Origin of the sequence: Zobellia sp. OII3 (genome assembly GCF_002211465.1) — a bacterium.
GTDB lineage: Bacteria > Bacteroidota > Bacteroidia > Flavobacteriales > Flavobacteriaceae > Zobellia > Zobellia galactanivorans.
Genome location: NZ_MWRZ01000001.1, coordinates 1,049,914 through 1,062,561 on the forward strand (window position 1 = coordinate 1,049,914; position 12,648 = coordinate 1,062,561).

Consider the following 12,648-nt stretch of genomic DNA (forward strand, 5'->3'; position numbering starts at 1 on the left):
TTTGTTACAAAAATAGAAAAGCGCCTTGCGCGGTATATCCCTACAAACCGTTAAAAAAATGTTGGTTTTAAGGTATAACGACTATTCGCGGGTTGTATTTTCCCGGCCCTCCATATTTTCTATTTGCAGGCGTGTACGGGCCAGACTGTCAGGGTAATTTTGCTGTAAGAAGGTAATCAATTTTTCGCGAACGAGAACACGAAGGTCCCATGCGGTGGAAGAATCCTTGGCACTCATAAGGGCCCTGATTTCAATGTGGTTGGGCTTAGAATCGGTAACCTGGATATTGTTGACCTCCCCGTCCCAAAGCTCTGTGTTTTTGAGGATCCGGGTGAGTTCTTCCCGTAAGGCATCAAAAGGCACCGAATAATCGGTGTATAAAAAAACGGAACCTAAAATGTCGGCGGAGGACTTGGTCCAGTTCTGAAAGGGAGTTTCTATAAAATAGGTAGTAGGCAATATCAGTCGCCTTTTGTCCCAAATCTTCACGACCACATAGGTCAACATAATTTCCTCTATACGTCCCCATTCGCCTTCGACCACAACAACATCGTCTAATTTAATGGGTTGGGCGATGGCGATTTGAATCCCCGCTAGAATAGTACCAATCATTTTTTGGGCGGAAAAACCAATGATAATCCCTGCAAGTCCTGCCGATGCAAATATACTTACCCCAATTTCACGGATGCCGTCAAAGCTCATAAGGGCGATACCCACCGCAAGAATAATGATGATAAAAATCACGATGCGCTCCAGTATGTTGAATTGCGTAGCGACCTTTCGGGCCCTGAGGTTATTGGTGGTATTCATGTCGTAGGTGTGCATGACATGTTGCTTGACGATCTTGATTACTTTGATCACAAGCCATGTAAAAGCGAAAATAAAAAGGAGGGTGCTGGCCTTTCGAAAATAAAATTCGAGGTGGGTTAGGTTGAGCAATTGCCTTAAGGAACCCATTCTGAGCAATATGGAAAATAGAATGAGAAAAATAGGTTTACTTACCTGCTTTACCGAAGATGGCGGGATGAGATATTTTGGATTTTTTCCCAATTTCCGAAGTACTTTGATCAATAGGAAATAGGCCACCATCAAGATGGTCAGGGTTCCTAAAAGTAGAAGGAGCGATTGATAGTTTTCGTTGAAAAAATCATTTATCATAGGAAGTCGTTCAAAGAGTAATAATAGGTTGTTTTTTCAAATCGGCATATCTACACGGCTTGTAAGATCGACGGAATCTATAGCTGCATCAAAAAGTATTTTGATAACATGCACTTTAGATAGGTTTCAAGGCGTATTTTTGTAAAAATTATTGGTTTTTCCCTTTAAACGGGCACTTGAAGATAGCCATATTTGTTCAAAGCCGAAAGTTCTTTAAGGCATAATGGGCATCTTGAAACCAAAAAAAAGCGTAGCTAAACTATGAAAGGAGTTTTATTGGTCAATTTGGGTTCTCCCGACAGTCCCACGGCAAAAGATGTAAAGCCTTATCTCGACGAGTTTTTAATGGACGAACGTGTTATTGACGTGCCCAATTGGTTGCGAAACATCTTGGTGCGCGGAATTATTTTGCAGACCCGTCCGAAGAAATCGGCGGAGGCTTATGCTAAAATATGGTGGGAAGAAGGATCCCCTTTGATCGTTATTTCGGAAAGATTTACCGAGAAATTAAAGGAGCATTCCGATATGCCGATAGCTTTGGGAATGCGCTATGGCAGTATGACCATAAAAAATGCCTTGAAAGAGCTGAATGATAAAGGGGTAGATGAGGTATTGTTGGTTCCTTTATATCCGCACTATGCCATGTCATCTTATGAAACGGTCGTGGTTAAGGTAATGGAAGAGCAAGAACGGTTTTTCCCCGACATGAAGCTGACCACGCTTCCTCCTTTTTATAAAAATCCCGAGTACATTCGTGTGCTTTCAGAAAAAATTGCCGAAAGCCTTGAGGGCTTCGACTACGATCATATTCTGTTTTCGTACCACGGTATTCCCGAACGACATATTCGTAAGTCTGACCCTACCCGTTTTCATTGCAAAATAGACGGGAAGTGCTGCCAAACGAATTCCGTGGCACACAACACCTGTTACCGCCATCAGTGTTTTGATACCACCGAATCGGTCAAGGCGTATTTGAACCTTCCGGCCGACAAGGTCAGTAACTCGTTCCAATCGCGTCTTCCGAACGACCCTTGGCTAAAACCGTATACCGATTTTGAATTTGAACGTTTTCCTAAGGAAGGAATAAAGAATTTGGCGGTTATCACACCGGCCTTTGTTGCCGATTGTTTAGAGACCTTGGAGGAAATCGCCATGGAGGGCCAACATCAATTTCAGGAAGCTGGTGGTGAGGGTTACAAGCATATTCCCTGTTTGAACGAAAGTGATTCTTGGGTCAAGGTTATGGCTTCTTGGATCAAAGATTGGCAAGAAACGGGGGCCTTACCCGCATAAATCTTTGGCCTATTGGATAATCGACTATAGATGGCTAAAGTATCGGCAGAACAGTTAGGATTGGAGCCAATAGGGAAACTATTGGTGAGACAGGCTTTACCTGCTTCTATCGGTATCTTGGTAATGTCGCTCAATATACTGGTCGATTCGATTTTTGTGGGCAACTGGATCGGTTCCATTGCCATTGCGGCCATCAATGTGGTACTTCCGGTTTCCTTTTTTATCGGTGCATTGGGTATGGCTATCGGCATCGGTGGTGCGAGTATTATCTCTAGGGCGCTTGGGGCGGACAATTACGCAAAGGCCATTAAGACTTTCGGAAACCAGATTACCCTAACCCTTTTGATTACCGTTGCAATGGTAGCACTGGGGCTTTATTATGTCGATTCGCTCATACCGGCTTTCGGAGGAAAAGGAGCGATTTTTGAACCCGCTAAAATTTACTATACCATTGTCTTGTACGGGGTGCCGTTTTTGGCGTTTTGTATGATGGGAAACACCGTTATCCGTGCCGAAGGAAAACCAAAGTTTGCCATGATCGCCATGATCATTCCTTCTGTGGGCAATCTTGTAATGGACTACGTATTCATCTATATATTCGATTGGGGTATGGAAGGTGCGGCTTGGGCCACCACTATCGGTAATGTACTTTGCGCAGCCTATATCTTTTACTTTTTTCTATCGAAAAAATCGGAATTGAAACTGACACCGGCCTGTTTTCGGTTGGATTTGCCCATAATCAAGGAAATAGGTTCCTTGGGTTTTGTGACCTTGTCCCGCCAGGCTACTACAAGTGTGGTTTATCTCTTGATGAACAATATATTGTTCGGCCTTGGAGGTGAAGCTATGGTTGCGGTCTATGCCATCGTTGGCCGTATGCTGATGTTTGCCCTATTTCCAATATTCGGGGTTACCCAAGGTTTTCTGCCCATTGCCGGTTTCAACTACGGCGCAAAAAAATACCAAAGGGTACGAGAGTCGATCAACACGGCCATCAAATACGCATCGCTATTGGCGGCTATCGTTTTTATCGGTCTTATGGGCTTTCCAAAGGAAATAGCCTCTTTGTTCTTGAGCGATAGGGCCGGCCAATCGGCACATGATTTGGCGGCCAATGCCTATGTTTTGGAACATATTCCCTTGGCCATGCGATTGGTGTTCGCCGCAACTCCCATTATAGCCTTACAATTGATAGGTGCGGCCTATTTTCAGGCCATCGGAAAGGCCATACCGGCCTTACTGCTAACACTATCGCGACAAGGCTTCTTCTTTATCCCGCTTATATTGGTTTTACCGAATTACTTTGGGGAACTGGGGGTCTGGCTTTCCTTTCCCATAGCGGATGTTTTGGCTACCATAGTAACCGGATTTTATCTGAGAAAGGAAATCAAGAATACCTTGGTCGCCAAGGGGGCTTAAGCTCTTTTTTAGACCTGATAGGGGCAATGTCCCTATTGTTTTATGTTGGCTTCCGAGGCCTTGGCGTGCAACAACTGCATACCTGTTGAAGACCTTGGTTTGAACCCGTGCCAATCTTGGTCGTTCGATTCTTTGGGGAGGCTCAAATACGCACTGTAATCGGCATTTTTTAGATAGATGCCCAAGAAAGCCGTAAGAAAGTGTTGGTTGATGTTATTGATCTTGCGTTGGTCCCAAGAAGGTTCTGCGTATCGGTAATACTCATCGATATGCAAACCGGGTTGTAATGCTTCGGCCGGAGGGGGATTGGGCGCTACGTTATGGCGTGCATTCTTATAGGTGAGCAAATATCGGTCAGCATTGACCGCTCCCTTGTAAATAGCCTTGATTCCTTTTTCGTAACCTGATATGTCGTCTTGGTCACCCGCAACAAATAGTGTGGGTTTCTTTAGGCCGCCCAATCCATTGGCATCCCAAACCCCGCGTTCCATTCCCCAAGGGGCAAAGGCGACTACGGCCTTGATCCTGGGGTCGATTTGTTTTTGATAGGATGCGTTGCTGGCCGCCAATGCCGATATGGCCGTGCTTCCACCGGTCATCTGACCGAAAAAGGCGGTAAGGCCGTCGCTATAACCAGCACCGGCCACATTGAGCACGCCGTAACCTCCCATGGAGTAGCCCACAATACCTATATTTTCTGAATCTACCATTCCAGAAAGCGGATCCTTTGACGAGGAGCTTCCCTTATCGGCAATCGTATTGATGACAAATTGGATGTCTTTGGCCCGGTTGAGCAAGGTGCTTTGAAAAGCATTCGCATCTTTAAAGGTAGAATCGGTATGGTCTATGGAGACCACAACGTAGCCTTTTGAAGCCAAGTTTTCGGTCAAATAGGTCATCAGGTAGCGAGATCCGACATAGCCGTGCGATACTACAATTAGGGGATAGCCCTCGGTCGTGGCCTTGGGTGTCGCATCACGATAGGCCTTACCTTTAAAGGAGAAAGGGATCAAGGGGCGTAAAGAATCACCACGGGTACCCATTACATCTTCATAGATTACCGTATTTCCTTTCTTGTCAGGAGCTTCTGAAGGGTACCAAACCTCTATGGTGAGCGGTCGGTCGTACAAAGGGTCTTTTCCTCCTTTTGAATTTAAGATATCGACCTGGTCCTTATGGATCAGCTCAAGGGTGCGTACGCCAACGGTATAATCGCCCCTTTCCGCCAGTTGTGGGGCATCGGGGAGGGCATCGCCGTATAGAAAGTCCTGTGCTTGTAAGCTAAGGGTCGCGCATAAAAACAGGAGTAGGGCTGTAATCGTACAGGTGTTTTTCAAGAAAACGGGAACTGGGTTTTTCATAGTGTTACAATTGGTTGAGACCTAAATGTAATGAAATTTCACAAGAAGACGATACGGTGTTAAATTTTTGTAATCGATAGTTCTTCATAGGCTAACCGAATTTGGTCTTCCCCGTATTTGCGCTCTAACCGCCTGATACTAAAATGGGCATGGGCCATATTTTGAAAGTGGTCGATAAATGCCAGGTTGATCGTAGCGCCACCGGCCGCCCCTACAATAGGTATGGCTTGTGCCACGAACTTTTCCGAGACCTGTACACTAAAACGGGATGCGACCTGTGCAATCAATTGAAGAAGCGGGTTTCCTGTTGTGTTTAAAAGAGAGGTCAGTGTTTTTCCGGCAATTCCACTAGCTCCTTTAACAGTGGAGCTAATCGCTATTCTTGTGGCGTAATATCCGGTGTCAAGGTGGTCGTCGTGTTTGCTTTTTCCTCCTAAGGCAAAAACCTGTAGGCAGGCTAATTGCGAATCGAGGGAGTTCAGGTCTTCGCCTTCACTACGGGCAATATCCATAATGGAACGCATCATAAGCTTGGTGGCCAGTGTAAGGTCGACCGCAAAGGCCGTTACGCCTAGTGCCCCTCCTATGGCGCCCGATGAGGTCACCAATGCCTTGTACAATTTGTTCGAAGGCGTGGTTTTGGCGTTTTTGTCCATTGAGATCAGATTGCTCTTCACCACCGTGTGCAGCACTTTGTAGGTAATTTGCTGTATTCGGTCACGTTGCTTTTGGGGAAGGAGTTGAATGCGGCTTTCTATAAGGTTGCCCATTTTGTTGAGGCCTTGCATGGCCCAGCCGATTTGCTCCATTTTTTGCTTGGCCTTATGGAGGGTGAGCAGGTCATCAGGGGCCAATTTTTTGTTCTCTATTTTCAAAGCGTCTATATTTTGGGTTCGGGCAGAACTAAAATAAGCATTCCCGAAGTTTATTGGGGGTATAAGGTGTTTTTTGCCACTGTATATTTTTCACGGCCTTGACAAAACTTCCCTTCTTATGGTTTGGGCTTGGTGCGGTACCTAACCTAATGTAAAAACCTTGTATGCTTATATGAACGGTGTTTGCAGTTTTGCCTAACTTTGGTCGATAATACTAAATCCCTGCCCTTTGTACGAATACGTTAAAGCCTTACATCTGATTTTTGTGATTACATGGTTCGCAGGTCTTTTCTATATACCTCGATTATTTATCTATCATATCGAAGCCTCGGAAAAAGCATCGCCCGAAAGGGAAATTCTGACCAAGCAGTTGCAGCTTATGGCCAAACGCCTTTGGTATATTATAACCTGGCCCTCGGCCGTATTGGCCGTATGTTTTGCCGTATGGTTATTGATTTTGGTCCCGGCATGGTTACAGCAACCTTGGATGCACGTAAAGCTCGCCTTTGTGCTTTTGTTGATTGTATACCACCTGAAGACGCACCAAATTTTTAAGCAGCTGCAACGCGATGAGGTCAAGTACAGTTCAAAGTTCATGCGTATATTCAATGAAGGGGCCACCCTTATTTTGTTCGCCATAGTCTTCTTGGTGATATTGAAGAATGCCTTTAATTGGGTATTCGGTGTGGTTGGCATTATCGTACTTGGTATTTTGTTGATGCTCGGTATTCGGTTGTATAAGCGTATCAGGGCTAAAAATCCGAAAGCATAGGGATGTAAATTCTATAAGACCCAGGTCGGGGGAGTCGTTTTACGGGCCTGAAATTGTGTATAGAATGGCGTGATATTTGCTACCTTTGATATAAACTCCAGACTTTTGTTTACAAAACTATCGCTAAGGTCGCGCATCTTCTTATCTATGATCCTACTTGTGGTCGTAGCTTCTATTCTGATTGCCGGCGTTACCGTGTATCAGTATAAGGAACAATCGGAAGATTACCACAGGGACCGATTGGAGCGTAAAGAGGAACAGGTACGCCAAAGCGTTGATTACGTGCTGAAGAAGACAACTTATCCGGTTACTACGGAAAACTTGGGAATGATTTTCAACGAAGAGATTTATCAAATCGCCAATGTCCAGAACCAAAGGCTCAACATATACGACCTAGACGGGCAATTGATCAAAAGCTCCCGTGCCATATTTGAGGTAGACTCGATTGCCAATTGTTTAGACCCTTATATCCTAGACCGTTTGGAGACCAGTCCGACCAAACGCTTCGTAGATCAAAAAGCCTTGGCCGGAGACAACTATAAGGCTTCCTATACTTATATCAATGACAAACGGTTTAAACCGATTGGTATTTTAAACTTGCCCTATTACGAAGACGATTCGTTCAACAATATGGAACTCAGGGAGTTATTGCTGCGTTTGGCCGGGGTTTATTTTCTGATGTTGCTTATTGCCATTGGCTTGGCCTATTTTATATCTACATATATTACCCGTTCGCTCCAGACGATTTCAGATATGTTGGGCAAGACCGAGCTGCGGAAAAGAAACCAAAAAATATTGATCGACAACCCCAGCGAGGAAATTGAGAAGTTGGTTACGGCCTATAATGCCATGATAGATGAGCTGGAACAAAGTGCCGTAAAATTGGCACGTAGTGAAAGGGAGCAGGCCTGGCGTGAGATGGCCAAGCAGGTGGCCCATGAAATAAAGAATCCGTTGACCCCGATGCGCTTAACGGTACAGAGTTTCGAACGCAAGTTCGACCCTAAAGATCCTAACATTGCTAGCAAGGTGGCCGAGTTTTCAAAATCGCTAATACAGCAGATCGATACCATGAGCAGTATAGCCTCGGCCTTTTCCAACTTTGCCGAAATGCCTGCCCAGCAGAACGAAACGGTGAACATCGTTGAAATAGTACGCTTGGCCTTGGATATTTTTAATGAAGATTACATTCATTTTATTTCTCAGGAGGAAGAAATTATCACGAAATTAGACCGCACCCAGTTGATACGTGTGGTGACCAATTTGGTGAAAAATGCCATTCAGGCCGTTCCGGAAGTAGAAGCGCCCCGAATTTTGGTCTCGGTGGTCTCAGATGGAAAATATGCTGAAATTAGTGTGGCAGATAACGGTATAGGTATTGAAGACGGCTTCAAGGAGAAAATATTTGAACCAAAGTTTACCACAAAATCAAGTGGAATGGGCCTAGGCCTGGGTATGGTAAAAAATATAGTCGAAACCTATAACGGCTATATCGGATTTACCTCAAAACCCGGAAAAGGAACAGTATTTACGGTTAAATTCCCGCAGGTAAAATAACCTTGGTGCTGTAGCGAAAAAATGAAATTTTAAACAAGCATAACACTCAAAAACCCACTTCATGAAATTCAATAACATCTTGGTAAATGATAAGGAGGCAACGGCGATAGTAACCATTAATCGCCCTACAAAACTGAATGCCCTGAACCGCGAGACCATTCAAGAGCTGCACGATGCGTTCGAGGCCTTGGAAAAAGATAAAGGGGTCAAAGTCATAATTTTAACGGGAAGTGGGGAAAAGGCATTTGTTGCAGGAGCCGATATTTCCGAATTTGCGGATTTTTCAGAAAAGGAGGGAGGTAAGTTGTCGGCCAAGGGTCATAAACTACTTTTCGATTTTGTGGAAAACCTTTCGAAACCGGTAATTGCCGCAGTTAACGGTTTTGCCTTGGGAGGGGGATTGGAGTTGGCCATGGCCTGTCACTTTAGGGTGGCTAGCCACAACGCAAGAATGGGCCTTCCCGAGGTGTCACTCGGTGTTATTCCAGGGTATGGGGGAACCCAGCGTTTGCCACAACTTATCGGAAAGGGCAGGGCAATGGAACTCATTATGACCGCCAGTATGATCGATGTCGATCGTGCCTTGGGTTACGGATTGGTAAACCATGTCGTTTCTCAAGAACAATTGATCGAGTTCTGCCAAAAGCTGGCGAGCAAGATATCGAATAACTCACCCGTTGCCTTGAGTTATGCAATAAAAGCGGTAAATGCGGGTTTTAAGAACAGTAACGGATATGACGAAGAAATAAAGGCTTTCGGTGCCTGTTTTGGAACCGAGGACTTTAAGGAAGGTACCTCCGCCTTTTTGGAAAAGCGGAAGGCCGATTTTCCTGGAGAGTAGCATATCCCCTTAACCCTACTTATTAAAACCTACTTATGCGAACGCGAAGAAGCTTGACCGTACTGCTGTTTTTGGCAGCCCTAACTTTTTCAAAAGCACAGGAGATTCCTGTTGACTATAGACTTGGCGAGAATTATTCCGATAGGTATAAATATTCTACCGTATTGACAATCGACCGTTCCGCCCAAGAACAGACCGTATTGGTGCGTACCTATTACGGCGGCATGCCCTTGAGGCCCAAGGGCCATTTTATCGAGGTATACGATACCGATTTAAATTTGGTGGCGGACTACAATTACAAATATGCCGGCAAACATATGGTCGACGGCTTTGTAAAGAACGGTCAGCTTTATTTGTTGGAATTGGTGTACGACCATAATGACGAAGCCTATAACTATGTGGTACACCAGAGTCCCTTAGACGAGTTTAACTTTACCGAAAGAAAACTGCTTTCCATTCCTTCCAAAGAGGTTTTGAACCCACTTGCGGTCAATAAGTACAACCGGAGCTTTGGCAACGGTTTTTCCACGGCCACGCATTTTACCGATGATCGATCGGCTTTTGCCGTTACCGTGCACCATCGTGAAGGGAAAAATGAGAAATACCATATTTATCTTTTCGGAACCGACTTAAAACTTCAGTTAGATTATGACTTTAGCAATTATATAGAGGAAAAGAACTATGCCTTCGAAAATATTGCGGTGTCCAAAGATCTTAAGGAACTGTATTTGATGGGGAAGGCTTTTTTCAAGAAAAGAAGGTTCGATGTCAAAGAAAGAAGGTTTCAGTATGAGCTGGTACGTGTGGTCAAAGGAGGAAGCAAAACCCAAGAATTTGCCGATGCCGGAAGATTTCCCGAATCGTTGAAGCCGGTATTGTTGGGCAATGACCTCAAAGTGGTCGGTTTCTATGCCGATAGAAAAGACAATCGGTACAACGGTTTGGTCTATTTTAATTTAGATGCCAATTCTTTGGTGATCAAGGCCAAAAAATACAATCCGTTTTCAGATCAGTTTATGCTCGATAAATTCGGTCGTGAGGTCGATGCGGAAATCAAGAACCTTATTTTTAAGAGTGTGCACATAACCCCCAACAACGATATTCTCTTTAGTGCCGAGGAGTATTTTGTAACGGCGGGAGAAGATATCGGTACCGGGGCTACCAAAAAAGTAGATCGCTACCATTACAACGATATTGTATTGGCCAAACTCGATGCCTCCGGTACAATGGAGTGGGCCCGTAACATCAATAAGGCCGAGGTGACCCAAGGAGATGCCTCTTATGCTTCCTACACGGCGTATGGTCATGGGGAAGACATGTACTTCTTTATCAATTCGGGGGAAAATCCACAGAAAATGAGCAAAGAACGTATCCTGTTCAAACAAGGATTTAGCAGAAACCCCAATATGTTTGTCATTAAGGTAGATGCCGAAGGAGACCTTTCCTATAAAAAATTGGTAGACGATAAAGAGGTGCGATTGCCCATTATGGTGTCAAGGCCCTTTGTTGGCGAGGCTTCAAATCACCTGTTGTTCTACGCCAAGCGCGGTACCAAAAAGCAATTGGTGGAAGTAACTGTTAAATAGGGACAAGGATAAACAATAATTGGATTTATTCCATAAATTTGGAGTAAATCCAATTATATTGAAATCCAAATCCTATATTAAAGGGAGGGGTGCACAACAGAATGTGCCCAATAAATTTCTTCAGAACATTTATGAAACCCGAGATGATTTTCTTGAATTTTGTCGGATAGAAGGAGAAGAAGCCGATAAGAACAAGACCCAATACATTCCTATCTTTCCGAAGACCATAGTCAATAAGGTCAACAGTCCCGATGTGGGAATGGCCTATTCCATGAATCCTTATCAAGGTTGTGAGCATGGTTGTATTTATTGCTATGCCCGAAATACCCATGAGTTTTGGGGGTATAGTGCAGGACTTGATTTTGAACGGAAAATCTTAATTAAGAAGGATGCCCCAAAACTGCTAGAGGCCCAATTGAGAAACAAGCGCTGGCAAGCGAGGACCATTGTACTTTCCGGCAATACGGATTGCTATCAACCCGCAGAGAAAAAGTTTGAAATTACCCGTGCCTGCCTCAAAATCTTCCTTAAATACAGACATCCCGTTGGTATTATTACCAAGAACGCTTTGGTCCTGCGTGACCTAGATGTACTGAAGGAACTGGCGAAAGACCGGTTAATTGCCGTTAATGTTTCGGTCACTTCGTTGTCTGAGGAAACAAGACGCATTCTAGAGCCAAGGACGACCACCATTAAAAAACGTTTGGAGACCATTCGTGTATTATCTGAAAACAACATTCCTGTAAACGCCATGCTGGCGCCGATTATTCCTGGAATCAACAGTCATGAAATCATGAACTTGGCCAAGGCGGTTTCCGACAATGGTGCAAAATCATTCGGTTTTACCGTAGTTCGTTTAAACGGCGCCATAGGTGAGGTCTTTACGGACTGGATCCGTAAAACCTTACCTGATAAAGCTGATAAGGTATTGCATCAAATCGAGGAATGTCACGGGGGCACGTTGAACGATAGTCGTTTCGGAATTCGCAGTCGGGGCGAGGGCAAGATAGCGACGCAAATTCATGATTTGATGCGTTTGGCGCGTCATACGTATTTTAAAAACAAGTCTTTTCCTCCCCTAAACCATGAATTGCACGAGCAATTTAAAGATGGGCAGTTAAAATTGTTTTGAGTTCATGTTAACCTTTTTATCTGTGCGGCACTAACAAGGGAAACAGTTAAATAAAATATGTAAATTATGAAAAAACTAGGATTCTTATTGACCGCACTTTTCGCTTTGACCATTGGCCATGCCCAAGATTTCGGTATTGGGGTAAAAGGAGGTATTAACGTGGCTTCCATAGGCGGAAGCGCCTATTCGGGCCTAGGTAGTTTGGGTACTAAGGTGAGTTTTCATTTAGGAGGGGTCGCCGAGTTTTCTATATCGGAAAAAATGGCGGTACAACCAGAACTTTTGTTCTCTTCTCAAGGAACGAATTGGAGTTATGGTACTGGAGATAATAACCTGAATTTAGATTATATCAACCTGCCGATTTTAGGGAAGTATTACTTTTTAGAGGGACTTAGTGCCGAAGCTGGGCCATTGGTGGGCTTTTTGATAGCTACAAACGAAGATGACGATGATCGTTTTAATAAGTTGGACGTTGCTTTTGCTATTGGGGCTTCGTACAAACTGAACGACCATATCTTTTTCAGCCTTCGGTACAACAAAGGTATTGCCAACATCAATGGCGATTCGTATACGGGGGGCAACAGCCAGAACAACGTATTTCAGCTTTCGGCCGGTTACGCCTTTTAATCAGGTTCAGATAAAATAGAAGAAGCG

At 44.3% G+C, this 12,648-nt stretch carries 11 protein-coding genes; 8 read left to right on the top strand and 3 right to left on the bottom strand.

All coding sequences use genetic code 11. From position 1 onward, the window contains the following. Window positions 1-81: 81 nt before the first annotated feature. On the bottom strand, window positions 82-1,158 hold the full coding sequence (locus B4Q04_RS04400; RefSeq protein WP_013993231.1) for a mechanosensitive ion channel family protein: 1,077 nt from the start codon (window positions 1,156-1,158) through the stop codon (window positions 82-84). Between the two features lie 261 nt (window positions 1,159-1,419). Between B4Q04_RS04400 and hemH the strand changes: the two genes are divergently transcribed. Both hemH and B4Q04_RS04410 read left to right on the top strand, forming a co-directional pair. Continuing rightward, window positions 1,420-2,451, top strand: a complete 1,032-nt coding sequence (hemH, locus tag B4Q04_RS04405) for a ferrochelatase (RefSeq protein ID WP_013993232.1) — start codon at window positions 1,420-1,422, stop codon at window positions 2,449-2,451. A gap of 30 nt (window positions 2,452-2,481) precedes the next feature. Further along, complete coding sequence (locus tag B4Q04_RS04410; protein WP_013993233.1) at window positions 2,482-3,870, top strand: MATE family efflux transporter; 1,389 nt, start codon at window positions 2,482-2,484, stop codon at window positions 3,868-3,870. A gap of 32 nt (window positions 3,871-3,902) precedes the next feature. Here B4Q04_RS04410 and B4Q04_RS04415 read toward each other — a convergent pair whose 3' ends face one another. Both B4Q04_RS04415 and B4Q04_RS04420 read right to left on the bottom strand, forming a co-directional pair. Then, entirely contained in the window at window positions 3,903-5,231 is a 1,329-nt protein-coding gene (locus B4Q04_RS04415; RefSeq protein WP_088696092.1) for an alpha/beta hydrolase family protein, read from the bottom strand. Between the two features lie 59 nt (window positions 5,232-5,290). Further along, window positions 5,291-6,106 (bottom strand): EcsC family protein, encoded by an 816-nt coding sequence (locus B4Q04_RS04420; RefSeq protein WP_052725663.1) that lies wholly within the window; start codon window positions 6,104-6,106, stop codon window positions 5,291-5,293. 229 nt (window positions 6,107-6,335) lie between these two features. On the opposite strand from B4Q04_RS04420, the gene B4Q04_RS04425 reads away from it, so the two are divergent. The 6 genes from B4Q04_RS04425 to B4Q04_RS04450 all read left to right on the top strand — a co-directional run bounded on the left by B4Q04_RS04425 (window position 6,336) and on the right by B4Q04_RS04450 (window position 12,621). Beyond that, window positions 6,336-6,878 carry a CopD family protein gene (locus B4Q04_RS04425; protein ID WP_046287414.1) on the top strand — a complete coding sequence of 181 codons (543 nt, stop codon included), beginning with the start codon at window positions 6,336-6,338 and terminating at the stop codon, window positions 6,876-6,878. A gap of 147 nt (window positions 6,879-7,025) precedes the next feature. After that, window positions 7,026-8,435 (top strand): sensor histidine kinase, encoded by a 1,410-nt coding sequence (locus B4Q04_RS04430; RefSeq protein ID WP_088696093.1) that lies wholly within the window; start codon window positions 7,026-7,028, stop codon window positions 8,433-8,435. A 61-nt stretch (window positions 8,436-8,496) separates the two neighbouring features. After that, the gene (locus tag B4Q04_RS04435) at window positions 8,497-9,276 is read left to right on the top strand and encodes an enoyl-CoA hydratase/isomerase family protein (protein WP_013993238.1); all 780 of its coding nucleotides are present in this window, start codon (window positions 8,497-8,499) and stop codon (window positions 9,274-9,276) included. 35 nt (window positions 9,277-9,311) lie between these two features. Then, complete coding sequence (locus B4Q04_RS04440; protein ID WP_088696094.1) at window positions 9,312-10,862, top strand: hypothetical protein; 1,551 nt, start codon at window positions 9,312-9,314, stop codon at window positions 10,860-10,862. 58 nt (window positions 10,863-10,920) lie between these two features. Further along, the gene (locus tag B4Q04_RS04445) at window positions 10,921-11,994 is read left to right on the top strand and encodes a PA0069 family radical SAM protein (RefSeq protein WP_046287416.1); all 1,074 of its coding nucleotides are present in this window, start codon (window positions 10,921-10,923) and stop codon (window positions 11,992-11,994) included. A 66-nt stretch (window positions 11,995-12,060) separates the two neighbouring features. Then, the gene (locus B4Q04_RS04450) at window positions 12,061-12,621 is read left to right on the top strand and encodes a porin family protein (protein WP_013993241.1); all 561 of its coding nucleotides are present in this window, start codon (window positions 12,061-12,063) and stop codon (window positions 12,619-12,621) included. The last annotated feature ends 27 nt before the right edge of the window (window positions 12,622-12,648 follow it).

Excerpts from the sequence above, each read along its gene's own strand:
- B4Q04_RS04435 (WP_013993238.1), top strand. The coding sequence starts at position 8,497 with ATGAAATTCAATAACATCTTGGTAAATGATAAGGAGGCAACGGCGATA.
- B4Q04_RS04450 (WP_013993241.1), top strand. The coding sequence starts at position 12,061 with ATGAAAAAACTAGGATTCTTATTGACCGCACTTTTCGCTTTGACCATT.
- B4Q04_RS04430 (WP_088696093.1), top strand. The coding sequence starts at position 7,026 with ATGATCCTACTTGTGGTCGTAGCTTCTATTCTGATTGCCGGCGTTACC.
- B4Q04_RS04400 (WP_013993231.1), bottom strand. The coding sequence starts at position 1,158 with ATGATAAATGATTTTTTCAACGAAAACTATCAATCGCTCCTTCTACTT.
- B4Q04_RS04440 (WP_088696094.1), top strand. The coding sequence starts at position 9,312 with ATGCGAACGCGAAGAAGCTTGACCGTACTGCTGTTTTTGGCAGCCCTA.
- B4Q04_RS04410 (WP_013993233.1), top strand. The coding sequence starts at position 2,482 with ATGGCTAAAGTATCGGCAGAACAGTTAGGATTGGAGCCAATAGGGAAA.
- B4Q04_RS04415 (WP_088696092.1), bottom strand. The coding sequence starts at position 5,231 with ATGAAAAACCCAGTTCCCGTTTTCTTGAAAAACACCTGTACGATTACA.
- hemH (WP_013993232.1), top strand. The coding sequence starts at position 1,420 with ATGAAAGGAGTTTTATTGGTCAATTTGGGTTCTCCCGACAGTCCCACG.